Source organism: Nonomuraea sp. NPDC052116, from assembly GCF_040680035.1.
Taxonomy (GTDB): Bacteria; Actinomycetota; Actinomycetes; order Streptosporangiales; family Streptosporangiaceae; genus Nonomuraea; species Nonomuraea angiospora_A.
The window spans coordinates 45,934-67,977 of sequence record NZ_JBFAWA010000040.1 but is presented as its reverse complement, the minus strand read 5'-3'; the positions used below and the strand labels follow the sequence as shown (position 1 = coordinate 67,977).

Here is a 22,044-nt window from a genome sequence, read left to right as displayed (position 1 = left end):
GATTCGGAGCAGTGCTCCGGATCATAACTGGAGCACTGCTCCACTTGTCAACGGAAGGACCGGGCATGCCGGGCGAATCACCGGATACCGCCGCGCCGAAAACCTCCCCCGAGCTGCGCGCCGACGCGCGGCGCAACCGGGAGCGCATCCTCGCCGTGGCGCGGGTCGTCGTCGAGGAGCAGGGGACCGAGGCGTCCCTGCGCGACATCGCCCGGCGCGCGCAGGTCGGGCTCGGGACGCTCTACCGGCATTTCCCCACCCGGGAGGCGCTGCTGGAGGCGCTGCTGCGGCAGAGCTTCGACCGGCTCGCCGCGCGGGCGCAGGCCCTGGGCGAGAGCGAGGCGCCGTACGAGGCGCTGGTGGCGTTCCTGGAGGACCTCATCGGAGGTGCGGCGGCCTACCGGGGGCTGGCCGCGTCGATGATGGCCACGATCAACGACGAGGAGTCCCCGCTGCACGCCTCGTGCGCGGCGATGCGCTCGGCGGCCGGCCATCTCCTGGAACGCGCCCAGGCGGCCGGGCGCATCCGGGCCGACGTCGACGGGACGGACGTGTTCGCGCTGGCCAACGCGCTCAGCTGGATCACCGACCAGGCGCCGTCCCTCGCCTCGCGCCGCGACCACCTCTTCGCGATCGTCATGTCCGGCCTCACCGCGCGGTCATGAACCCGCTCGATCAACGGGTGACGTGACCGACGCGGAAGAAGCCGTCCGGGTCGTAGGCGCGCTTGACCTCGCGCAGCCGCCGGAAGTCACCGGTCGTGAACGCCGCCGCCGTCCTCGCCGGGTCGGCCAGGAAGTTGAGGAACGTGCCGCCGTTGGCGTACGGGCGCAGCTCCTCCGCCAGCCCCGGCACGACGGTGTCCACGATGACCGACAGCTTCGTGCCGCGGTGGCTGACCGGGCCGGCGTCCTGGCCGGGGCGGGCCATCGCGCCGCCCCAGTGGCGGATCTCCACGGTCTGCGCGTGCTCCGCGGCCCGCACCAGCGTGCCGATCACCTCGTCGGGCACCGTCTCGAACATGTCCATGTGCCGGTTGGGCGTGCCGCCCATGGAGGTGGCCGCGTACGTGCTGGGGCGCGTCTCGTCCAGCAGCGCCGGTCCGGCCGCCCGCCACAGCGGCGCGAGCAGCCGCCTGGCCTCCTCGGCCTCGCCGGCGTGCACCACCTTGACCATGACGACGTGCCTGCCGCGCACCGCCTCCGGCGCGTCCTCGGGCATCCGCCTGAGCACCACCGCCGTGCTGATCTCGTCGGGGGCGTCCTCGATCCAGCTCCGGTACGCGGTCAGCGTCTCGGCCGCCGCCTCGATCGGGAAGTACGCGAACCCCGAGAACACCCGCTCGACCGGGTGGAGACGGAACTCCAGCGAGGTGACGACGCCGAACCCGCCACCGCCGCCGCGCAGCGCCCAGAACAGCTCGGGGTGGCTGTCCGCGCTCGCCACGACGTGCCGGCCGTCGGCCAGCAGCACCTCGGCGCGCACCACGCTGTCGGCCGCGAACCCGTGCTTGCGCGCCAGCCACCCGAGCCCGCCGCCGAGCGTGTAGCCGGTGACGCCGACCGACGGCGACGACCCCGACAGCGGCGCCAGCCCGAACGGCGCGGCGGCCGCGACCACCTCGCCCCAGAGCGCCCCCGGCCCCACCCGGGCGATCCGCCGGTCCGGGTCCACCAGGACCGAGGCCATGGGGGAGGTCCTGACCAGGACGCCGCCGTCGCACGCGTCGTGCGTGCCATGCCCGGTCGCCTGCACCGCGAACGGCACCCCGTGCTGCCGCGCCGCCAGCAGCGCGCCGCGCAGGTCGGCCACGCCGTACGCCTCGGCCACCAGGGCCGGGTGGGCGTCCACGCGCGGGTTGAGCGAGCGGCGCAGCTCCTCGTACCCGGCCTCGCCCGGCAGGTGGACGGTCCCCGCGAACCCGGGGAGCGTGATCTCGTCCTGGATGGTGTACGGCTGGCTCATCTCTCGGCCCTTCTCTCCTGTGATCTGGGATCACTGTGCTGGAGGGCGCTTACGGCTTCATTCCCGTCGGCTTACCGCGGCCCTTAAGTCCCGAGGATCCTCGCAAGCGGCAGTGACAGAATCCGCCCGCCGTCTCCGTCTCCGGTACGCCGCGGGACGTAGGGGCACGCGCGCCGCCGCCCCCCGTACTACACCGACGGTCGTACGGCCGGGCTGATCCGCCGTCCTCGGCGCGGTCAGGTGACGGGTACGATCTCGGCGGCGGTCAGGACGCCGTTCTCGATGGTGAGCAGGCCCAGCGTGCCGTGCGGCTGGCGGCGGCGGTCGGTGGGGGAGCCGGGGTTGAAGATGCGCAGGCCGTCGCCCGACTCGTCCAGCGGGATGTGGGAGTGGCCGAAGACGACCAGGTCCGCCTGGGGGAAGCGGCGCCGCAGGCGGTCGAGGCGCCCCTTGGCCGGGCCGCTGTCGTGGATCATGCCGATCCGCAGCCCGTCCAGGGTCAGCTCCAGCGTCTCCGGCGCCACCACGTCCGGGCCGTCGTTGTTGCCCTTCACGACGTGGACGGGGGCGTACGCGGCCAGTTCGTCCAGCACGGAGGCCACGCAGACGTCGCCCGCGTGCAGGATGACGTCCGCGCCGCGCAGGTGCGCGGCGACGCGGGGCGGGCAGGAACGCCAGCGCCTGGGCGCGTGCGTGTCCGACAGCGCGACGACTCTCACGACCCTTCCCTGCCCGCTCCACGCTCGCGGTACCTCGCCTCGCTCTAAGATCGACCCGTGCAGGAGCCGGACATTCACGCCATAGCCGCCCGACTGGTCGAAGTGTCCGGGGTGGTGGCCGTCGTCCTGGGCGGGAGCCGGGCGCGCGGCACGCACCGGCCGGACTCCGACATCGACCTCGGCCTCTACTACCGGGGCCCGCTCGACGTGGCCGGCCTGCGGGCCCTGGCACGGGAGGTGACGGGCGAGCCGACCGAGGTGACCGAGCCGGGCGGCTGGGGGCCGTGGGTGGACGGCGGCGGCTGGCTCACCGTGGACGGCCTGCGGGTCGACTGGATCTACCGCGACCTCGACCGCGTCCACCGCGTCTGGGACGACTGCCGCCAGGGCCGTTACGAGATCGGCTTCCAGCCCGGACACCCTCTCGGCTTCTACTCCCACGCCTACGCCGGCGAGGTCGCCCTGTGCCAGGTCCTGGCCGACCCCACCGGCGAGCTCGCCGCCCTGCGGCGGGAGGTCGCGGACGAATACCCGCCCGCGCTGCGCCAGGCGCTGATCGGCGGGTTGTGGGAGGCCGACTTCGCCCTGATGATCGGCGGCTACGGCGCCAAGGGCCAGGACCCGGCGTACGCGGCCGGTGCGCTCTTCCGCGCCGTCGGCGTCGCCTGCCATGCCCTGCACGCCGCCGACGGCGCCTGGCTGATCAACGAGAAGGGCATGGTCGCCGCGGCCGCCCGGCTCCCCTCGGCCCCGCCCGGCTTCGGCGAGCGGGCCCAGGCGCTGCTGGCGGAGGTGGGGCGCACCCCGGAGGAGATCGCCCGGACGATCGACGCCGCGGCGGGCCTCATGGCGGACGTGCGTGCCGCCTGCGGCTGAAGCGATGATCGCTGGGATAGCCTGACCCGGTGCGAATAGGCGTGAATGTTCCCAATTTCGGCCCCGGCACCAACCCTGACGTGCTGCGCAGCTGGGCGCAGACCGTCGAGGGGCTCGGATACGACCTGCTCATGGTCTCCGACCATGTGGCCATCACCTCAGACGTCGCCAAGCAGTATCCCGCGCCGTTCTACGAGCCGTTCACGACTCTGGCCTGGCTCGCCGGCTCCACCACCCGGATCGGGCTCGGCACCACGGTGCTCATCGTGCCGTACCGCCACCCGCTGCTCACCGCCCGCATGGCGGCCAACCTCAACGACCTCAGCGGCGGGCGGCTGGTGCTGGGCGTGGGGATCGGGTGGGCGCGGCAGGAGTTCGAGGCGCTCGGGGCGGTGTACGAGCGGCGCGGCAAGGTGACCGACGAATACCTCGCCGCCATCCGCGCCGCCTGGGCCGACGAGGCCGACTACCGTTCCGGCGGCGTGCCGATCTGGGTCGGCGGCGGCAGCGAGGCGGGGCTGCGCAGGGCGGTGCGCTACGGCGATGGGTGGCACCCGCTCAGGAGCACCCTCCCCTGGCTGCGCGAGAACTGGTCACGCCTGAAGGAGATCGCCGCCGAGGAGGGCCGGCCGGTGCCCGCCCTGACGCCCAGGATCCTGCTGCGCGTCACCGACGCGCCGCCGGCGGAGCGGCGCGCGGGCGAGGGCACGATCGAGCAGGTCATGGCCGACCTGGAGGAGCTGCGGCTGCTCGGCGCGGAGACGGTCGTCCTCGACCCGTTCCACTCGGACCCGGACGAGACGCTGCACCCGGAGGCGGCCTGGGAGATGCTCGCCGCCGTGGCCGCCCGCCGCACCTGAGGCGCCTCAGAGCAGGCTCGCCTCAGGGCCGGCTCGCGGGATCCTCGCGAGCCGGCAGCCGCGCCGCCAGCTCCTCCAGGTCGCCGACGAACCAGATGTGCCCGCCCCGGTTCGACTCGAACACCCAGTCGCGCAGCGCCGAGCTGGCGGCGGTGAAGCGGGAGATGTCCCCCACGACGGCCAGGCCGACGCGGTAGTTGACGAACTTCTGCGCGATCTCGCCCGCCACGCCCGTGCGCAGCGCGAAGAAGTCGTCGTGCAGCCGCCCGGCGGGGACGGCCACCCAGCTCGCGCCCCTGCCGAAGGCCTCGCCGAGCAGGTCGAGCGCGTCGCGGGTCTCGCGCAGCGGCTCGCCGTGCGGCTCGCAGACGTATACGCGGTCGTCAAGCATGTGCGGTCTCCAGGAAGTCCATGATCTCTTGAGTGTGGGCGGGGAGCAGGTGGCCGGTGCCGGGCAGGAGCCGTACGTGCTCGTACGGCACCGGCCAGCGCTCGAGGAGCTCCCGGTAGCGCCGCTCGACGGCCCGCGCGCCCTCCGGGGAGGCGTAGATCGCGACTACGGGCCTCACTCCCTCACCAGCGCGTCGATGATCCTCAGGACCTGGGCGCTCTCCTCCAGCGTGCCCAGCACGATGACCTTCAGGTGCTCGCGTTCCTCGTCGTAGACGAACTCCACGCGCAGGCCATGGGGCCGGCTCGCCAGCGACCCCAGGACCATCGTGCTGACCCGGTCCATGTCGCTCCTGGCGATGCCGTCGACCTGCACGATGCTCGACGCCTCCGCGCGGCGGGGCGTGACGGGCGGCGTGCCGGTGAAGGCCGCCAGGTCCTCCTTGGCGATCCGGTACTGCTTGCCGATGCGCACGGCAGGCAGCCGCCCGTCGCGCACGTAGTTGCGGACGGTCTTGACGTGCAACCCCAGCAGGGCCGCCACCTGTTCGACGGTGTAATGCTCCATATCGCTCCCTATGATGGCACAGGATAGGGAAGAATAGGGAATGCATAAAGCGGGTGAAAGTGGGCGTAAAGCGATCTTCTATTCGGCCCACTAGTCTCACCGTTCATGACCCGCCTCAGCCCGGCTCTCGGGCCGCTCACCCCCCGCCAGCGCTGGCGGAGGGCCCGCCTCCAGGCCTACTCCTGGTCCCTGACCGGCGCGTACCGGCTGGGCGCGATGCACCCCGCCATCTGGCGGTTTGTCGCCCGGAGCTACCACCCGGCCTTCGACTGGCTGGCGGCCCGGCACGCCAGGCTGGCCTGCCAGTTCGCCGCCGTGGACGTGCCCGCCTACCGGCACTTCCTGGGGGCGAACGGCGCCGGGCACGCCAGGAGGCTGGCGGACTTCCCCGAGACCAGCAAGCAGAACTACGCCGCCGTGTACGACGAGGAGAGCCGCTGCCAGGAGGGCAGGCTGCACCGGCCCGGCGTGATCGTGGACGAGTCGTCGGGGTCCAGCGGCAAGCCGTACAACTGGGTACGCGGGCCACGCGAGCTCAAGGGCATCTACCGCAACGCGGCCGGCTACATCGAGCTGGTCTTCCCCGGCAAGCGGCTGTTCGTGATCAACGCGTACTCGATGGGCGCCTGGGCCACCGGCACCACCACGGGCACCGCCATGGCGCGCGTGGCGATGGTCAAGAACACCGGCCCCGACCTGGAGAAGATCGCCGACACGCTGGAGCACTTCGGGCCCGGCTACGACTACGTGGTGGCCGCGTACCCGCCGTTCCTCAAGCACCTGCGCGACCGCCTGGACGAGAGCGGCTTCCCGTGGCGGGACTACCGCATCCGCGGCATGGTCGGCGGCGAGGGCATGACCGAGGCGCTGCGCGACTACCTGGAGGAGCGCTTCGAGGAGGTCCGCTCCGGTTACGGCGCCAGCGACCTGACGATCGGGATGGGCGCGGAGAGCGGGTTCAGCGTGTGGCTGCGCAAGCGCCTGGCCACCGACCGGCGGCTGCGCGAGCTGTTACTCGGGCCGGGGGAGCAGCGGCTGCCGATGATCTTCCACTACAACCCGCTGGAGACGTTCCTGGAGGTCAACGGCGCGGGCGAGCTGCTGTGCACCATCAACACCAAGAGCTGCCTGCAGCCCAAGCTGCGCTACAACGTCGGCGACGAGGCCAGGCTGCACACCCTCGCCGACGTCAGGCGGGCGCTCGGCGCCGACGCATACGAGCGCGCGTGGACCGACGAGCGGATGAACCTGCCGCTGCTGTTCCTGTTCGGCCGCAAGGACTCGACGATCTCCTACATGGGGGCCAACCTGTATCCGCAGGACGTCGAGTACGGCCTCTACCAGGGCAACCCGTACGCGGCCGCGATCAACCGGTTCTGCCTGTCGCTGGAGGAGCTGCCGGGCCTGGAGTACCGCCCGGTGATCAACATCGAGCTGCGCGGCCCTGACGCCGCCGGCCGCGACGAACTCGCCGAGATCTGCCGCAAGGGCGTGGTCGCCCACCTCAGCGCCGTCTCGCGCGACTTCGCCGAGTCGCTCAAGGAGGACCCGACGGCCGCCGACCTGCGCGTCAAGGTCTTCGACCCGGGCGAGGGGCCGTTCGCCGGGCTCACGAAGATGAAGAACGTCTACCTGGTGAAGGACGCATGAGGACCACGGACTTCAGCAAGGCCCCGGCGCAGGGGCGGGCGACGGCGATGTTCGTCGGCGCGACCCGCTACCGGGGGCCGCTGTCGATAGTCACGCTCACCCTGACCTGGTTCCGCATGGTGCGGGACATGAAGCGGATGCGCGGCTACTGCTGGCACAAGGTCTACTGGGAATTCCCGTTCACGCTGGGCACGCTCGCGTTCTTCGAGGACCGCGACGCGCTGCTGCGCTTCGCCCGCAGCCGCCACCACCGCAAGCTCATGCAGTGGGTGACGGACGGCACCAAGAACGCCACCGGCGGCTACATCCGGCTCTACAACGCCGAGCCCGAGGGCTACAGCAACGGGGTCTGGCGCGCGGAGGGCGGGCCGATGGCCCACATCGAGACGTTCACCCCGCTGTCCACGGAGCTGTCCGCGGGGGACGGCGAAGGTCCCCGGGTGAGGCGCGGGTGACGCTGCATCCCGTCGAGAGCCGCCGCGACCTGCGCGACTTCCTCGCGCTGACCGACCGCGTCTACGCGGGCGAGCCGCGCTTCATCCCGCCGCTGCACGCGCAGGTACGCGCGTGGCATCGGCAAGGGGTGCGGCTGTTCCTGCTCAGGCGGCGCGGGCGGGTGGTCGCGCGGACCACCCTGCACACCGACGCCGCGCTGGACGCCAAGCTGGGCCGGGCCACGCAGCTGTTCGGGCTGACCGAGTTCGCGGAGGAGGCGGCGGAGGAGCTGTTCGACGGCATCCTCGCGGCCGGGCGCGGCGCCGGGAAGGAGGCGGTGTTCGGGCCGGTGTCGCTGCTGCCCAACCAGGCGGGCGGGGTCATCACCGCCGGTTTCGACGAGCGCGGCTTCATCGACAGCGCCTGGAACCACCCGTACTATCCGGTCGCGTACGAGGCGTGCGGCTTCGCCCGTCGCTTCGAGTCCGACACCTGGATCTGCCCGGTGCCGGAGGAGCCGGTGTTCGCGTTCGACGACGGGCGGATCGCGGCCGAGGGGCTGCGCGTGCATCGGGGCGACCGGCGGCGGGTGGCGGAGCAACTGCCGATCCTGCGGGAGATGCTGAACGCCAGCTTCGCGCAGCTCGGCTACTACACGGAGATCTCGGCGGAGCAGCTCGCGGCACAGACGGACGGGCTGGCGTACCTGCTGGACGAGTCGTTGCTGCTGTACCTGACGAAGGAGGAGCGGCCGATCGCGTTCGTGCTGTGCTTGCCCGACATTTCGCGATTTATCGCGAAAATTCGTGGCAATCTCCACCTGCTGAACCAGCTCCGCCTGCTCGCCACTCGGTCCCGCTACCGCAGCGAGGCCGTGCTCATCATCAAGGGCACGGTCCCCGGGGAGCAGGGCCACGGCTACATGCGGCTGCTGTCCCGGGAGCTGCACGAGGGGCTGCGCCGGGGCGGCTACCGGGCGCTGCGCAGCACGTACGTCGAGCGCACGAACCCCGGCTCCGCCGCCCAGTACACCGCGATGGGCGGCCGCCCCCTGCACGGCTACACGTTCTACGAGAAGGGCCTGACGGCGTGAAAGACCGGCTGCGGCCGCTGGAGCCGGACTTCTGGCGTGCCCCCAGCGCCCACAACACCCAGCCCTGGACCCTCACCTACACGGCCGACGGGGCCGAGGTCGGCTGGGACCCCTCACGCGCCCTGCCCATCAGCGACCCCACGGGCCGCGACCTGCGCCTGAGCCTGGGCGCGTTCGTGGAGTGCTGCCTGATCGTCTGCGCCGACGCCGGTCTGCCGGTCGGCTTCCGTCCCGATCCGGGTCCGCACCGGGTGGGCGTTCTGTACGCCGCCGCGCAGCCGTACCGGACGCCCTTCACGACGGCGGACGTCCGGGCGCGCGGCGCCAACCGCGGCGAGTACCACCCGGGACGCCTGCCGGACCCGCTGGTCGCCGAGCTCACCGGGATGCGGCGGCTGGCCTGCCGCGACCTCGCGGACCTGCTGCACGCGGCCGACCTGCACCAGTTCGGCGACCAGGAGGTGACGCGGGAGCTGCGCGCCTGGCTGCGGCTCACCCGCCGCCACCGCCGCTACCTGCTCGACGGCCTCACCGACCGGGCCCTGTCCCTCAGCAGGGCGGAGGCCATCGGCCTGCGCGCCTCGCTGGCCCTCTACCCGGCCCTGCGTCCCCTGGGCCTCCCGAGGGTGCTGGCCGGGGCCTCGCGTGATCTGCTCGACTACGACGGGGACGTCCTGGTGCTGGTGGGGGCGGTCGAGGACGAGCTGGAGATGGGGCGCGTGCTGATGCGCCACTGGCTCACCCTGTCCGCCCACGGCTATGCCACGCACCCGCTGAGCCAGATCATCGACTGCGAGCCGACCAGGCAGGTCCTCGCGGACCGGCTGGGTGTCACGGACCCCCGAACCCTCCTCCACGTGGCCCGTGTCGGCCGCCCGACCTCCCCCACCACCCCCTCCTCCCGCCTCCGCCCCTGACCACCCAACCCCTCCGGCCTCCCGTGCCTCCCGCTTCCCTGCCCCTCCGGCTTCCCGCGCCTCCGTGTTCCCCGCTCCTTCGGTCGCCCGGCCCTCCGGCCCTCAGCCGCCTCCCCGGATGCCTGAGCCGTCTGCGGTTTGCCGCCTGCCGCCTGTGGTGCGCGAGGGCGGCGGCCAGCCCGCGGGCGGGGCGAGCGGTGGGTCGGGTAGCGGCCCCTCGGATGGACCGTGCGGTGGCGCTCAGCGGTAGGCGGTCAGGCCGTCCGCAAGTTGTTCCACGTCGCCGTCCCGGTGGGCGTCAAGCGCCTGTTGCAGGGCGAACGTGCCGCGGATGGCGGCGATGCGGGCCGCCGTCTCGTCGCCGGCCCAGCCGCCCAGCGCGAGCACCCGGTCCAGGAACGCGTCGCCGTGGCCGGCCCCGATGGCGGCGAGGTCCTCGGCGGGGTCGCCGATGGTGGCCTCGTCCCAGTCGATCACGCCGCTGAGCCGGGGCAGCCCGCCGTCGATCTCCCACAGCACGTTCTCGGCGCCGAGGTCACCGTGCGCCACCGCCGTGGCGACGTGGGGGAGACCAGCGGCCGCGGCGAGCTCCCGCTCGGCCCGCCGGCGTCCGCCGTCCGACATGAGCCCGAACAACTCGGCGCGGACATCCGCCTCGAACCGCCGCCACCGATCCTCCGGCGTCCACGGCAGCGCCGCCCGCGCCCGCTCGTCGGCCCCCGCCCGGGCCAGCGCGGCCAGCAGCTCGGCGTACTGCTCCGCAACCGCCCCGGCCACCGCCGGGTCGTCGAGCGCGCCGTCCTCCAGCGGCGCGCCGGGGACGCGGCTGAGCACCAGGTACGGCGCCTCGCCCGCGCCTTCGAACAGCGGCCGGGGTATGCGGAAGCCGAGACCGAGCCCGGCGAGCACACGCAGCATGGCCGCCCGCTGCGGCAGCCGGGCAGCCGCCGCCTCGGTGCGGGGCAGGCACACGACCCGGTCCGAGCCCATCATGACCCGATGGAACTGCCCCTCGCGGACGGGGAGAGGCCCTGACTCGGCGTCCTGGGCCAACCAGCTCAGTGGATCATCCATCGCCCCAGGATGGCGGCAACGTCCCCGGAACGCCGAACCGGCCGGGGGAAGGCACGGCGGCGAGCGCCTGAACGCGCTCGTCCCGGTGCCTGTGTGGCGGGCACCGGGACGAGCGCGTGATGCGGGGCTTGATCAGTCGTCGTGGTGGAAGCCGTGATCGGGCCAGGAGCCGGCCCAGTTGCCGTTGCCGCTGGTGGGCCAGTTGCGGTGATGCCAGTGGGGGTCCCACGACCAGTCCCAGCCGGCGCCGCCGTCGTCCTTGCAGGCCTTGGTCTTGCGGGTCCCGGCGAACACGCCGTGGTCGGTGACGTGGTGATAGGTAATGTCGTCGCCCACCCCGAGGCCGCAGTGCTTCGAGTTGTGGTGCTTCCCGTCGTCGTCGGCCGTGGCGGGCGTGGCGCTTCCGTACAGTGCGGTCGCGGCGAGTAGCGCACCGCCGACGGCGATGAGGCTATTCCTCATGATCTCCCCCTGTAATCACGAAGTGACATCGGAGATCACTATACGTAGCGATCTTGGAGGGCAGGTGCAGCGCCACACCCCGTTTTCGATCAACAGGCCGCCGTTGATCAGTAACTCGGATGCACAAGTGATCTACATTGTAAAGGCGCCGGGCTCAGGAAGATCGCACGGCCGCCAGGTACGCGTGGATCGCGTCGCGGTTGCGGGAGAGGCACTCGATGCGCTGCTGGATGCGGTCGGCCTCGGCCTCCAGGAGGTCGGCCAGCTCCGGGGTGAGGCACTGCGGATGCAGGTGGATCTCGTCGGGCTTGTTCAGGAACGGCAGGATGCGGCGGATAATCTCCGTGGTGAGCCCGGAGTCGAGCAGGCCGCGGATCTGCTGAACCTGGTAGACGGCCGGCTCCGGATAATGGCGGTAGCCGTTGTCGGCGCGCTCCGGGTGGAGGAGGTCCTGCTCCTCGTAGTAGCGGAGCATGCGGGTCGGCACGCCCGTCAGTCGCGACAGTTCACCGATTCTCACGGCGGGGCCTCCCGGCTTGCCTTCACATTGATGTGAACGTTTCAGCATATTCGACATGTCTGGTGCGACGATCACCGACGCCGTACGCGTCGGGAGAATGCCCTGGTCGGGGCTGCTGGCGCTGTTCTCGGCGGCGTTCACGGCGGTGATGACGGAGCTGCTTCCGGCAGGGTTGCTGCCGCAGCTCGGCGCGGCGCTGGGGGTGCCGGAGGGGCGGGCCGGGTTCCTGGTGACGGCGTACGCGGTGGCCTCGACCCTGTCGGCGATCCCGCTGACGGCGTTGCTGCGCGGGCTGCCGCGGCGGCCCGTGCTGGTCGGGACACTGGTGGGGTTCGCGCTGTTCAACACGGTGACCGCGCTCTCGTCGTCCTATGCGGTGACCTTCGGGGCGCGGGTTCTGGCCGGCGTCATGGGCGGGATCCTGTGGGCGATGCTGGTCGGGTACGCGGCGCGGATGGTGCCGGTCGAGCGGCGGGGGCGGGCCATCGCGATCGTCTCGGCGGGGATCACGGTGGCGCTGTGCGCGGGGATTCCGGCGGGCGCGGCGCTGGCCTCGGCGTTCGGGTGGCGGACCGCTTTTCTGGGGCTGGCGGTCGTGGCGGTCGCGCTGGTGGGGTGGGTGCTGTGGAAGGTGCCGGACTTTCCCGGTGAGGCGGCCACGGTACGGGTCCCGTTGCGGCGGGTGGCGGTGCTGCCCGGCGTCCGGACGATCCTGGGGGTGACGGTGCTGGTGCTGGTCGGGCATCAGGCGATGTACACGTACCTGGCGCCGTTCGTGGCCTTCGCCGGGTTGGGGCGGACGAGTGTCGTGCTGCTCGTGTTCGGGGTCGGGACGGTGGCGGGGATCTGGGTGACCGGGGTGGTGATCGACCGGTTCCCGCGGGTGGCGCTCGTGGTCGTGCTGGCCGTGGTGGCGGGGGCCATGGCGGTGCTGGCCGTCGCCGGTGGGCCGGGCTGGGCGCCGCTGGGCGCGGTCGCGCTGTGGGGGGCGGCCTTCGGCGGGGTGCCGACATTGCTGCAGTCGGCGCTGGTGGACGCGTCCGGGGCGGGGAACGCGGACGCGGCCACGTCCATGCAGACGACCGTGTACAACGCGGGGATCGCCGCGGGGTCGCTGGCCGGCGGGCTGGTGCTGGAGGGCGCCGGGGCGGGTGCGCTGCCGTGGACCTCGTTGCCGCTGGTGGCGGTGGCCCTGGCGGTCGTGGTCGTGGCGCGCCGTCGCGCGTTTCCCGCCCGCCGGTCCTAGAGGCCGTTCCTGGCCAGGGGTTCGACGAGTTCGCGCTCCTCGTACGACAGGTGGGACAGCAGGCTGTCGGTGAGCAGGTCCACGGTCTCGCGCAGGTGGCCGAGCCCGTCCGGGTCGCCGACGAACGAGACGAGGGCGCGGTCGACGCGTTCGATGATCTTGTGGATGGCGTGGTGCTCTTCCTGAAGGCGGTCGAGCACGGGCGCCAGGGCGGGCTCCGTGCGGCGGAGGTGCGGGAAGACCATGGCGTCCTCGGCGGTGTGGTGCATGGTGACGAGGCGGCAGTAGGACTCGCAGTAGGCGCCGAGGGTCCAGTTGTTCTGGCGCATGGTCATGGTGTTGATGTGCGAGCGGGCGGTGCCTGCGTCGATCGCTCCGGAGGCCACCTGGTCGATGAGGTCGCGGAGCTGGGCGAGTTCGGCGCGCAGGTGGTCGTGGACGTCGATGAGGTGCCGGCCGTTGGCCTGTTCGGCGGGGGTGTAGTGCCTGGTGGGGTCGGGGGTGGGGCCGGTGGGTCGGGTGGTCTCGTCCCAGACGCGTACGTCGGTGAGCCGTACACCGTCGTCGGGGGTCGGGGTGGCGCCCAAGGCGGCCGTCATCGGGCTTGCGGCTTTTGTCGCGGCGGTGGGTGACGCCGGGGCGGCCTGGGTGCGTTCCGCGGCGACGAGTTCGCGTACGGCCGGGGCGGTCTCCTGGGCGAAGCGCTGCAGTTGGCTGGGGTCGTTGGCCGCGAGGATGAAGACGCTGACGCCGTACGTGAGGGCGATCTCGGCGAGCTGGGCGGCGGGCAGTTCCTCACCGAGGTTGAGCAGGCGGCGGATGTCGCGGGGCGAGCGGCCCGCCTCGGCGGCGGCCTCGTCGATGACGGCGTTACCTTCGCCGATCTTGCCGATGTCCTGGAGGTAGGGGAGGGAGGGGAGCCAGCCGTCCGCGAGGCGGCCGGTCACGCGGAGCATGCGCGGCTTGTACGCGCCGAGCCAGATGCCGATGTCGTGGGCCGGGCGCGGGCCTCGCGGGGCGGTGACCTGGTAGTGCTCGCCGTGGTGGCCGATGGTGCCGGGGGCGTCGGTGTCCCAGGCGGCGCGGATGATCGGGATGGCCTCCTCGAGCGCGTCCACGGCCTGGCCGGGGGTCAGGCGCGGGGCGCCCATGGAGGCGATGGCGTCCCAGTATCCGCCGGTGCCCAGGGCGAGCTCGAAGCGGCCGTGGCTGAGGATGTCGAGGCTGGCGGCGGCCTGCGCGAGCATGGCGGGCGGCCGGAGCGGCAGCGGATGCACGTTGCCGGCCAGCCGGATGCTCTCGGTGGCGGCCGCGACGTAGCCGAGCAGGGTCCAGGTGTCGAGGAAGGTGGGCTGGTACGGGTGGTCCGAGAAGGTGACGAGGTCGAGTCCGGCGCGCTCGGCGAGCTGGGAGAGGGCGATGACGGTGTCGGCCTGGTGGGCGGAGGGCGCGAAGCTGACGCTGAAGAGCAGCTCGTGGCCGTAGTCGGGCATGGGGGCTCCTTGGATGTGCCGTTCGCCGCCGGACTTTGGTTGGTATTGCGAACAGTTGGCAATGAGAACTAAATTAGTTCGTATTGTGAACCATTGTCAACTAGACTCGATGCCGTGGTCGCGACGTTCACTATCGCCCTCGTACGTCTGGGGCACCTGGTGCAGCAGGTGTTCGGGGACGTCGGCAGGGATCAGGACCTTACGCCGCAGCAGGCGCAGCTGCTGTGCCTGCTCGTCGGCGGGCCGGTGGGGATGACGGAGCTGACGCGAACGCTGCACCTGGAGAAGTCGAGCCTGACGGGGCTCGTCGACCGGGCGGAGAAGCGGGGGCTCGTGGCCCGCACGCGTGATTCCCGGGATCGGCGGGCCTGGCTCGTCGAGCTGACCCCCGAAGGGGAGCGCGTCGGGGCGCTGGCGCACGACGGGGTCGAGGCGCGGCTGGAGGCGTTGACGGGGGAGTTGCCGGTGGAGCATCGGGAGCTGCTGGCGTCCGCCATCGACGGGATCCTCGCCGAGTACGCCTCCACGACCGGCCGCCCGCGCCCCCAGCCCGACCGCACCCCGGCTACACCGACCTGACCCCTACCGTCACTGGCCTGACCTCCGCCCTCGCCGTCACCGGCCTGACGCCCTGGGCTTCGCCCGCCTGACGTGCCCCGCCGGTGGCCGACCCGGTGACGCCCGCGCTCGCCATGCCGCGGTGGTCGGGAGGGGCTCGTTGAAGTGCGGTGGCGTCGATCGGGGCAGGGGAAGTGGCGCCCCTGGAAGGCCGGGGCGAGCTGGAAGCGGGGACGTCGGGCCCGGGGGTGTGGGTCAGGAGGTGAAGACGGTCGAGAGGAATGCCGTCAGGGCCTCGGTCACCTCCATGGGGCGTTCGAGCGGCGGCAGATGGCCGGTCGCGGGGAGGTCGATGCGACGGGCGGCCGGGATGCCGGCGCTGAGCAGGTCGGACATCTGCTGGATGCCGGGCACGTCCGACAGGCCGTTGATCACCAGGGTGGGAGCGGTGATCTCGGGCAGGCGCGTCACGGCGGGCGGGACCAGGTGGCGTTCCGTGGATCGGGGCCCGTTCCAGGAGCGCTCGAACACCAGGCCGCACATCTCCACCGACGACTCCCACACCTCGTCGGAGAGCGCGTCGCGGCCACGGTCGGGCCCGGCGGTCTGCCAGAGCGTGTGGGCCTCCGCCATCGCGCGTACGTCGGCGGGATCCACGTGGTCGGCGGTGCCGGCGCGGTAGCGGGCCAGGCGGTCGGCGGGCACCGAGCTGTGGACGCGCTCGCGCGCCTGGTCCAGCATCTCCTGCGGCCATGGGTGGCCGGCCAGGCCCGAGCTGATCAGGGCGAGCGCGGCCACCCGGGAGGGGGCGGCCAGGGCGACCTCGGTCGCGTACGCGCCGCCCATCGAGTTGCCGACCAGCGCCGCCCGCTCGACTCCCAGCGCGTCCATGACGGCGAGCAGGTCCTCGTGATGGCACACCTCGCCCTCGGCGTCGCCGGACCGGCCGTGGCCGCGCCAGTCGTAGCGGATCACGCGGTAGCGCTCCGCGAGGGCGTGGAACTGGTGCTCCCAGAGGCGCATGTCGGTCGTCCCGCCGTGCACGAGCACGACGGTGCCCAGGGGGGTCGCGGGGCCGGCCTCCTCGTACGCGATCTTGACGTCGTCGATGATCAGCATGCTCGGCACGCTACCGCCGCGTGCGGCCGGAGGATCGCCCCGTTCGCCAGGGGCGCAGTCGCACGGGCCGCATGCGTCCCGAGCACCGTCGAATCGCGAGCATCATTGACGCAGGCAAGCCACGTACGGACCACAGGTGGACCCATCCATGCTTCCAGAAGAACTCAGAGCCGCCCTGGACAAGGCCCTGTCCGGCTACGCGCCGCAGGAGCTGTCCGACTCCGTGGCGCGGCTCACCGAGCGTTACCGTACGAACGCCGCCACCGGCGGAGGCACCCACATCAGGTCTCGGGCCGACGTGGCGGCCTACGCCGCGTACCGGATGCCCGCGACCTACGCCGCCGCGGCCACGGCCATGCGCCAGGCGGCCGCGATGACCCCGGACTTCCGGCCAGGGAGCCACCTCGACGTCGGCGGCGGCACGGGGGCGGCGATCTGGGCCGCAAGTGAGACCTGGTCGTCCATCGAGCGGGTCACGGTCATCGAGCACGACCCGCAGATCATCGACCTGGGCAAACGCCTCGCCCGTACGTCCGACGCCCTGAGCGGGACTACCTGGCGGCAGGCGTCGGTGCGTCCCGGCCTCGACCGGCCCGCGGCCGACCTGGTGACCATGTCGTACGCCCTGGGCGAGCTTCCCCAGGACAAGCGCCGGGAGATCGTCCGCTGGCTGGCCGCGGACGCGGCCATGGTGATCGTCATCGAGCCCGGCACCCCGGCGGGTTACGCCACCGTCGCCGAGGCCAGAGAGGTCCTGGTCGACCAGGGGCTGAGCGTCGCGGCCCCCTGCCCCCACGACGGGCGCTGCCCGATCGAGCAGGGGCGCGACTGGTGCCACTTCTCCGTCAGGCTGCCCAGGACGTCCCTGCACCGCCGGATCAAGGCGGGCACGCTCAGCTTCGAGGACGAGAAGTTCTCCTACGTGGCCGCCACGACGGTCCCGGGGGAGCGGGCCGACGCCCGGATCCTGCGCCACCCGGTCAAACGCAAGGGCGTGGTGTCCCTGCGGCTGTGCGCCGGGGAGGAGGGGATCCGCGACGTGATCGTGTCCAAGCGGCAGGGCGACCTCTACCGCGCGGCCAGGGACGCCGACTGGGGGGATGGCTGGGGCGACGACGGCTTGCGGCTCGGTCACGGAAATGGGTAAGGGGGCGGTTCCGGTTCGGCGGGTGGGCCATCCTTGGAGGATGTGGACGACTGATCTTCTTCATTCCCTCTATGCCCGGCGGCTGCGCCGTCAGGCCACGGCGGGTCCGCTGCCCCGCCACGTCGGTTTGATCATGGACGGCAACCGGCGCTGGGCCAGGCAGCAGGGTCTGGCCAGCCCGAGCATCGGCCACAAGTACGGCGCCGAGCACATCGACCACGTGCTGTCGTGGTGTGAGGGGCTGGGGATCGAGCATGTGACGGTGTTCCTGTGCTCGACGGAGAACCTTCAGCGCCGCGGTGACGAGGAGGTCGCCTACCTGTTGCGGGTGATCGAGGAGATGGTCGCCGAGCGGCTGGACCGGCCGGACGCGCGCTGGCGCGTCCACGTGGCGGGCCTGCTCGACATGTTGCCGGACACCACGGCCCGCGCGCTCAAGAGCGCCGTCGAGGCCACCCGTACGTGTGCCACCGGCTTCCACCTCACGCTGGCCATCGGGTACGGCGGCCGCCAGGAGGTGATCGACGCCCTGCGCGAGCTGCTGTACGAGCGGGCCGAGAGCGGGCAGTCCATGGTGGAGCTGGCCTCGACGCTGAGCGTGGACGACATCGCGCCCCACCTCTACACGGCCGGTCAGCCCGACCCCGACCTGGTGATCCGCACCAGCGGCGAGCAGCGCCTGTCGAACTTCCTGCTCTGGCAGTCCGCCTACTCCGAGCTGTACTTCTGCGAGGCCTACTGGCCGGCCTTCCGCGAGATCGACTTCCTGCGGGCGCTGCGCAGCTTCGCCGCCCGGCAGCGACGGTTCGGGGGCTGAGATGCTGGAACTCTTCGACCGGCAGCTGCGCCAGGAGGCCCGCGCCGACGGGCCGGACGCCAAGGTGGAGCGGGCCGGGAACGTGGTGCGGCAGGTCGCGCCCGAGCACGGCTGGAACGGCGTGCTCTGGTCCGGCCTCGACGAGCGGAACGCGGACGCGGAGATCGCCGAGCAGGTGCGCTACTTCGGGGAGCTGGGGCGGCCCTTCGAGTGGAAGCTGTACGGCTACGACCGGCCCGGCGACCTCGACCGGCGCCTCCTGGCCGCCGGATTCACCCCGGAGCCCGCCGAGACGCTGATGATCGCCGAGATCGGACGCCTGCCCCTCGAAGGGGAGCCGCCCGAGGGGGTCCGGCTGGTCCCGGTGACCGGTCCCGACGGCGTGGAGCTGATGGCCGACGTCCACGAGAGCGCCTTCGGCACCCCTGACGCGCACTTCCGGGAACGGCTGCTCGACCAGCTCACCGGGGGCGAGGTCGTCGCCCTCCTCGCGATGGCCGGTGACGTGCCGGTGAGCGCGGCCCGGATGGACCTGCACCCGGGCACCCGGTTCGCGAGCCTGTGGGGCGGCGGCACCGTGCCGGAGTGGCGCGGGCGCGGCATCTACCGGGCGTTGGTCGCCTACCGGGCCCGCGAGGCGGTCGCCCGCGGCTACGACCATCTGCAGGTGGACGCCTCCAGCCAGAGCCGTCCGATCCTGCTGCGGCTGGGGTTCGAGGCGATCACCACGACGACGCCGTACGTCCACGAGTGAGTACCCTTGATGACCTGACCGTATCCGCCGGAGGAGGCCCGCACGTTGCCTGGAACGAACCCGCGCGAGCTCGGCCTGCTGGCCGACTGCGAGAGCTGCTTCGGGCTCTGCTGCGTCGCGCTGCCGTTCGCGGCGTCGGCCGACTTCGCGGTGGACAAGAAGGCCGGGGAGCCCTGCCGCAACCTGCGTGAGGACTTCCGTTGCTCCATTCACGCGGAGCTCAGGGAGCGCGGCTTTCCCGGCTGCACCGTGTACGACTGCTTCGGGGCGGGCCAGAAGGTCTCGCAGGTCACCTTCCAGGGCACGAGCTGGCGGCAGGCGCCGGGCACGGCCGGGGAGATGTACGCGATCTTCCCCGTCGTGCGGCAGCTGCACGAGCTGCTGTGGTATCTGGCGGAGGCGCTGACGCTGGAGGCCGCCCGGCCCGTCCACGCCGAGCTGCAGGACGCGTTCGACGCGACGGAGCGGCTCACCCGGGAGAGTCCGGACGCGCTGAAGAAGCTGGACGTGCCGGCGCACCGGGCCGAGGTCAACATGCTGCTGCTGCGGACGAGTGAGCTGGTCCGTGCCGGGCGCAAGGGCAAGGAGCGCAGGGGAGCGGATCTGATCGGGGCCAAGCTGGCGGGCGCCGACCTGCGGGGTGCCAACCTTCGCGGGGCGTACCTGATCGGCGCGGATCTGCGGGGTGCGGACCTCCGGGATTCCGACCTGATCGGAGCCGACCTGCGGGGGGCCGACCTGGCGGGCGCGGACCTGGCGGGCGCGCTCTTCCTCACTCAGCCCCAGCTCAACGCCGCCACCGGCGACGCCGCCACCCGCCTCCCGGCCACGCTCACCCGTCCCGCCCACTGGCCCGCCACCCGCTACGAACGCCCGTCCCGCGGCACGAGCCCTCGCCGCGACCCCGGCTCCACACGCGGCACGGCCTCCGCACAAGGGACCGGCTCCGATTCCACCCGCGCCTCCGGCTCGGGGCGCGGCTCCGATTCCGGCTCGGGGCGGCGTTCGGGCCGCGGCTCCGGCCGCCGGCGCCGCGGCTGAACACCGCGCCCGGCTGAACACCGCGCCGGCATGAGTAATCCAACCCGCAGGCAGGCACTCACCGCAGGCGCTGTCGGTGCTGTCGGGGCCGCCGCGGCGATCTCCCCCGCCCTGGCCGGCGCCGCGTCCGCCGAGAGCGGCACGAGCGAGTCCAACCCGCTGTTCAGCCAGGAGAACTCCATGCTGGTGTTGATCGACTACCAGCCCGAGATGGTCAACGGCGTCACCTCGATGAACCAGGACCTGCTCCAACTCAACGTCAAGGCCCTGGCCCGGATAGCCCGGCTGCTCAAGATCCCCACCGTGCTCACCACCGTGGGCGTCAAAGCGGGGGTCAACCACCCCACCATCCCCTCGCTGCGCGAGGAGGTGCCCACCCTCACCGAGTACGACCGCATGAACATGAACGCCTGGGAGGACGAACACGTACGCCGTGCCATCAAGGCGACCGGGCGCCGCAACATCGTCTTCGCCGCGTTATGGACCGAGATCTGCCTCGCCTTCCCCGTCGTGCACGCCCAGCGCGACGGCTATCGGACCATGGTCGTCACCGACGCGGTCGGCGGCACCAGCCCGGCCGCGCACGAGGCCGGCATCCAGCGCGTGATCCAGGCGGGCGGCATCCCCAACTCCTTCCTCGGCATTCTCGGCGAATGGATCCGAGACTGGTCCGACCCCCGCTCCGACGCCGGGCGCGAGGTCGTGCCCTGGTACTGGGCGGAACTGGCCAAACTCGACCTGGGCTGAACCGGCCACGCGGCACCCGGACCTGACCCGGCCGCCTGCCAGGTGCTCGTCGTCGGCTCCGGACGATCCGGACGCGCAGGAGACCGATGCGCCGGCCGGGTCCGTCCTCGCCCGCGCTCAGCCGCCGTGGGCACCTCACCCCGCCGTCACGTCAGGGGCGTCAGGGCTTCAGTACGCGGTAGCGCAGGTGGGTCACGGACCCGGTTCCCGCGACGGGTTCCCCCGCCGGGATCAGCTCGGCCCGCTCCCCGGCGAACAGCGGCGTGCCCGCCCCCATCAGCAGGGGGACGAGGTGGAGCCACACCTCGTCGAGCAGGCCCGCCGCGAGCAACTGCCGGGCCACGTCCGCACCCAGCACCAGGACGTCCTTGTCCCCGGCGGCGTCCTTGGCGCGTCGGACTGCGGCCTCCAGCCCGTCGAAGGCGAACGTCCCGCCGTTGTCGCCGAGGAGGTCCTCCCTGGTCCGGTGGGTGACCACGAAGCTCGGGACGCCGGGCCACGGCGTGCCACCCCACGGGACCACGCCGAGGTCGAAGGTACGCCGTCCGATGACGACGGCTCCCACCGCCGCGTCCACCTGCCGGCGGATGCCGAGGTCGACCCCTTCCCCGGCCATCCACTCGTGCAGTCGTTCGCCACCGTCCCCCATGGGCTCCTCCTTCCGGACGTTCGGTCCCGCCGTGAACCCGTCCAGGGACATCGACACATCCAGCACTACCTTGCTCATCGCGCGCCTTCCTCCGATCCACCGGCGCCGCCATCCGGCGCCGTCACGAGAAGGTCGGAGCCGATCCGGCCGTCTCGACATCACGACGCGAAGATCGGTGGAAATGATGGGGCCTGATCGCCGAGCGCCACACCGATCCCGACGGCGACCATGCTGGCGCCGTCCGTACCGTGGCCACCGTCTCGGCCATCCCCGCCGCGACGGGCGCTCCCAGCGTTCCAGCGATCGACTGGTGGTGACGGTGAGCGCTCGTCCCGGACCCCGGCCCGCACGGGACGAAAGGCCGGGTGCCTCGCGGTGCATGGGGGCCGCCAGTGCGAGTTCACAGAGCCTCGCCCTTGAGCAGGGAGCCGACCCATGCGTCCACCCGGATTCCTCGGTGCAGAAGCCGCTTCCGGAGCGTGGCCTCCACGGTGAAGCCTGCCTTCTCCGCAACTCGGCGGGAAGCCCGGTTGCCTACCTCGGCGCGCCACTCGATGAGTTCCAGACCATGGGCGTGGAAGGCCCACCGGCACACAGCTCGCACCGCATCGGTCGCAACGCCACGTCCGCGGGCTTTCGGGTCAACCCAGTATCCGATCTCGGCCGTACCCGGTGCGCCCAACCACAGACCCACGCGGCCAAGGCGTTCTCCCGTGGACGCCTCCTCGGCGAGGAACTCCAGACGCTGTCCACTCCGCGCGCCGGCGATGGCCAGCTGCTCCACGAAGAACGCCGCATCTTCCATGCGGTAAGGCGACGGCAACTCCACGAAGTGCTGCAAGGCCGGATCCAGGGACACCTCATAGACCCACGGGATGTCCGCCGGTTTGAACGGCCGCAAGGCAAGCCAGCCCGCTTTGATCCCATTTCGCTCCATGGCGCGA

25 protein-coding genes and 1 pseudogene are annotated in these 22,044 nt (G+C 72.2%); 14 read left to right on the top strand and 12 right to left on the bottom strand.

The window, feature by feature from the left end:
* Positions 1 to 65 precede the first annotated feature (65 nt).
* The gene (locus AB0L65_RS50780; RefSeq protein ID WP_364262264.1) at positions 66 to 665 is read left to right on the top strand and encodes a helix-turn-helix domain-containing protein; all 600 of its coding nucleotides are present in this window, start codon (positions 66 to 68) and stop codon (positions 663 to 665) included.
* A 10-nt stretch (positions 666 to 675) separates the two neighbouring features.
* Here the strand turns inward: AB0L65_RS50780 and AB0L65_RS50775 are convergent, their stop codons facing one another.
* Both AB0L65_RS50775 and AB0L65_RS50770 read right to left on the bottom strand, forming a co-directional pair.
* Entirely contained in the window at positions 676 to 1,965 is a 1,290-nt protein-coding gene (locus AB0L65_RS50775; RefSeq protein WP_364262261.1) for an FAD-binding protein, read from the bottom strand.
* Positions 1,966 to 2,201: 236 nt separating this feature from the next.
* Positions 2,202 to 2,684, bottom strand: coding sequence for a metallophosphoesterase family protein (locus AB0L65_RS50770; RefSeq protein WP_364262258.1), 483 nt, complete (start codon positions 2,682 to 2,684; stop codon positions 2,202 to 2,204).
* A gap of 57 nt (positions 2,685 to 2,741) precedes the next feature.
* Here AB0L65_RS50770 and AB0L65_RS50765 point away from each other — a divergent pair, with 57 nt between their 5' ends.
* Both AB0L65_RS50765 and AB0L65_RS50760 read left to right on the top strand, forming a co-directional pair.
* Positions 2,742 to 3,560 carry a nucleotidyltransferase domain-containing protein gene (locus AB0L65_RS50765; protein WP_364262255.1) on the top strand — a complete coding sequence of 273 codons (819 nt, stop codon included), beginning with the start codon at positions 2,742 to 2,744 and terminating at the stop codon, positions 3,558 to 3,560.
* 41 nt (positions 3,561 to 3,601) lie between these two features.
* Positions 3,602 to 4,420, top strand: coding sequence for an LLM class flavin-dependent oxidoreductase (locus AB0L65_RS50760; protein WP_364262252.1), 819 nt, complete (start codon positions 3,602 to 3,604; stop codon positions 4,418 to 4,420).
* Positions 4,421 to 4,442: 22 nt separating this feature from the next.
* Here AB0L65_RS50760 and AB0L65_RS50755 read toward each other — a convergent pair whose 3' ends face one another.
* Genes AB0L65_RS50755 through AB0L65_RS50745 form a run of 3 tightly spaced genes read right to left on the bottom strand, consistent with a single transcriptional unit; the run spans position 4,443 to position 5,378 of the window.
* Positions 4,443 to 4,811, bottom strand: coding sequence for a DUF4180 domain-containing protein (locus tag AB0L65_RS50755; RefSeq protein WP_350727383.1), 369 nt, complete (start codon positions 4,809 to 4,811; stop codon positions 4,443 to 4,445).
* Complete coding sequence (locus AB0L65_RS50750) at positions 4,804 to 4,989, bottom strand: hypothetical protein (RefSeq protein ID WP_364262249.1); 186 nt, start codon at positions 4,987 to 4,989, stop codon at positions 4,804 to 4,806. The genes AB0L65_RS50755 and AB0L65_RS50750 overlap by 8 nt, the downstream gene beginning before the upstream one ends.
* Positions 4,986 to 5,378: a helix-turn-helix domain-containing protein gene (locus AB0L65_RS50745; RefSeq protein WP_364262247.1), complete on the bottom strand. Its 393-nt coding sequence runs from the start codon at positions 5,376 to 5,378 to the stop codon at positions 4,986 to 4,988. The genes AB0L65_RS50750 and AB0L65_RS50745 overlap by 4 nt, the downstream gene beginning before the upstream one ends.
* 105 nt (positions 5,379 to 5,483) lie before the next feature.
* On the opposite strand from AB0L65_RS50745, the gene AB0L65_RS50740 reads away from it, so the two are divergent.
* Genes AB0L65_RS50740 through AB0L65_RS50725 form a run of 4 tightly spaced genes read left to right on the top strand, consistent with a single transcriptional unit; the run spans position 5,484 to position 9,473 of the window.
* On the top strand, positions 5,484 to 7,028 hold the full coding sequence (locus AB0L65_RS50740; RefSeq protein ID WP_364262244.1) for a phenylacetate--CoA ligase family protein: 1,545 nt from the start codon (positions 5,484 to 5,486) through the stop codon (positions 7,026 to 7,028).
* The gene (locus tag AB0L65_RS50735; protein ID WP_364262241.1) at positions 7,025 to 7,483 is read left to right on the top strand and encodes a DUF4188 domain-containing protein; all 459 of its coding nucleotides are present in this window, start codon (positions 7,025 to 7,027) and stop codon (positions 7,481 to 7,483) included. Before AB0L65_RS50740 ends, AB0L65_RS50735 begins: the two co-directional genes overlap by 4 nt.
* Positions 7,480 to 8,556: a hypothetical protein gene (locus AB0L65_RS50730; RefSeq protein WP_364262238.1), complete on the top strand. Its 1,077-nt coding sequence runs from the start codon at positions 7,480 to 7,482 to the stop codon at positions 8,554 to 8,556. Before AB0L65_RS50735 ends, AB0L65_RS50730 begins: the two co-directional genes overlap by 4 nt.
* Positions 8,553 to 9,473: a hypothetical protein gene (locus AB0L65_RS50725; protein ID WP_364262236.1), complete on the top strand. Its 921-nt coding sequence runs from the start codon at positions 8,553 to 8,555 to the stop codon at positions 9,471 to 9,473. The genes AB0L65_RS50730 and AB0L65_RS50725 overlap by 4 nt, the downstream gene beginning before the upstream one ends.
* A gap of 240 nt (positions 9,474 to 9,713) precedes the next feature.
* On the opposite strand, the gene AB0L65_RS50720 is transcribed toward AB0L65_RS50725, so the two are convergent.
* From AB0L65_RS50720 to AB0L65_RS50710, 3 genes are all read right to left on the bottom strand, one after another.
* On the bottom strand, positions 9,714 to 10,547 hold the full coding sequence (locus tag AB0L65_RS50720; RefSeq protein ID WP_364262233.1) for an aminoglycoside phosphotransferase family protein: 834 nt from the start codon (positions 10,545 to 10,547) through the stop codon (positions 9,714 to 9,716).
* 132 nt (positions 10,548 to 10,679) lie between these two features.
* On the bottom strand, positions 10,680 to 11,009 hold the full coding sequence (locus tag AB0L65_RS50715; RefSeq protein WP_364262230.1) for a hypothetical protein: 330 nt from the start codon (positions 11,007 to 11,009) through the stop codon (positions 10,680 to 10,682).
* 154 nt (positions 11,010 to 11,163) lie between these two features.
* On the bottom strand, positions 11,164 to 11,529 hold the full coding sequence (locus AB0L65_RS50710) for a MerR family transcriptional regulator (protein ID WP_364262227.1): 366 nt from the start codon (positions 11,527 to 11,529) through the stop codon (positions 11,164 to 11,166).
* Positions 11,530 to 11,584: 55 nt separating this feature from the next.
* Here AB0L65_RS50710 and AB0L65_RS50705 point away from each other — a divergent pair, with 55 nt between their 5' ends.
* Positions 11,585 to 12,775 carry an MFS transporter gene (locus AB0L65_RS50705; RefSeq protein WP_364262225.1) on the top strand — a complete coding sequence of 397 codons (1,191 nt, stop codon included), beginning with the start codon at positions 11,585 to 11,587 and terminating at the stop codon, positions 12,773 to 12,775.
* Here the strand turns inward: AB0L65_RS50705 and AB0L65_RS50700 are convergent.
* On the bottom strand, positions 12,772 to 14,268 hold the full coding sequence (locus tag AB0L65_RS50700; RefSeq protein ID WP_364262222.1) for an LLM class flavin-dependent oxidoreductase: 1,497 nt from the start codon (positions 14,266 to 14,268) through the stop codon (positions 12,772 to 12,774). The two genes, AB0L65_RS50705 and AB0L65_RS50700, sit on opposite strands and share 4 nt — an antisense overlap.
* A gap of 114 nt (positions 14,269 to 14,382) precedes the next feature.
* Between AB0L65_RS50700 and AB0L65_RS50695 the strand changes: the two genes are divergently transcribed.
* Positions 14,383 to 14,847: a MarR family transcriptional regulator gene (locus tag AB0L65_RS50695; protein ID WP_364262219.1), complete on the top strand. Its 465-nt coding sequence runs from the start codon at positions 14,383 to 14,385 to the stop codon at positions 14,845 to 14,847.
* A 234-nt stretch (positions 14,848 to 15,081) separates the two neighbouring features.
* Here AB0L65_RS50695 and AB0L65_RS50690 read toward each other — a convergent pair whose 3' ends face one another.
* Positions 15,082 to 15,945 carry an alpha/beta hydrolase gene (locus AB0L65_RS50690; protein WP_364262216.1) on the bottom strand — a complete coding sequence of 288 codons (864 nt, stop codon included), beginning with the start codon at positions 15,943 to 15,945 and terminating at the stop codon, positions 15,082 to 15,084.
* Between the two features lie 148 nt (positions 15,946 to 16,093).
* Here AB0L65_RS50690 and AB0L65_RS50685 point away from each other — a divergent pair, with 148 nt between their 5' ends.
* From AB0L65_RS50685 to AB0L65_RS50665, 5 genes and pseudogenes are all read left to right on the top strand, one after another.
* On the top strand, positions 16,094 to 17,092 hold the full coding sequence (locus tag AB0L65_RS50685; protein WP_364262213.1) for a small ribosomal subunit Rsm22 family protein: 999 nt from the start codon (positions 16,094 to 16,096) through the stop codon (positions 17,090 to 17,092).
* A 40-nt stretch (positions 17,093 to 17,132) separates the two neighbouring features.
* The gene (gene uppS, locus AB0L65_RS50680; RefSeq protein WP_364262210.1) at positions 17,133 to 17,909 is read left to right on the top strand and encodes a polyprenyl diphosphate synthase; all 777 of its coding nucleotides are present in this window, start codon (positions 17,133 to 17,135) and stop codon (positions 17,907 to 17,909) included.
* A gap of 1 nt (position 17,910) precedes the next feature.
* A complete protein-coding gene (locus AB0L65_RS50675) occupies positions 17,911 to 18,663 on the top strand; it encodes a GNAT family N-acetyltransferase (protein ID WP_364262207.1) in 753 nt (250 codons plus the stop codon).
* Between the two features lie 75 nt (positions 18,664 to 18,738).
* A pseudogene (locus AB0L65_RS50670) lies at positions 18,739 to 19,515 on the top strand (pentapeptide repeat-containing protein); the annotation flags it as partial.
* 219 nt (positions 19,516 to 19,734) lie between these two features.
* Entirely contained in the window at positions 19,735 to 20,451 is a 717-nt protein-coding gene (locus tag AB0L65_RS50665) for an isochorismatase family protein (RefSeq protein WP_364262205.1), read from the top strand.
* A gap of 160 nt (positions 20,452 to 20,611) precedes the next feature.
* Here the strand turns inward: AB0L65_RS50665 and AB0L65_RS50660 are convergent, their stop codons facing one another.
* Together AB0L65_RS50660 and AB0L65_RS50655 are read right to left on the bottom strand one after the other, a co-directional pair.
* Positions 20,612 to 21,178, bottom strand: coding sequence for a dihydrofolate reductase family protein (locus AB0L65_RS50660; protein ID WP_364262202.1), 567 nt, complete (start codon positions 21,176 to 21,178; stop codon positions 20,612 to 20,614).
* Positions 21,179 to 21,500: 322 nt separating this feature from the next.
* On the bottom strand, positions 21,501 to 22,037 hold the full coding sequence (locus AB0L65_RS50655; protein ID WP_364262199.1) for a GNAT family N-acetyltransferase: 537 nt from the start codon (positions 22,035 to 22,037) through the stop codon (positions 21,501 to 21,503).
* Positions 22,038 to 22,044 lie beyond the last annotated feature (7 nt).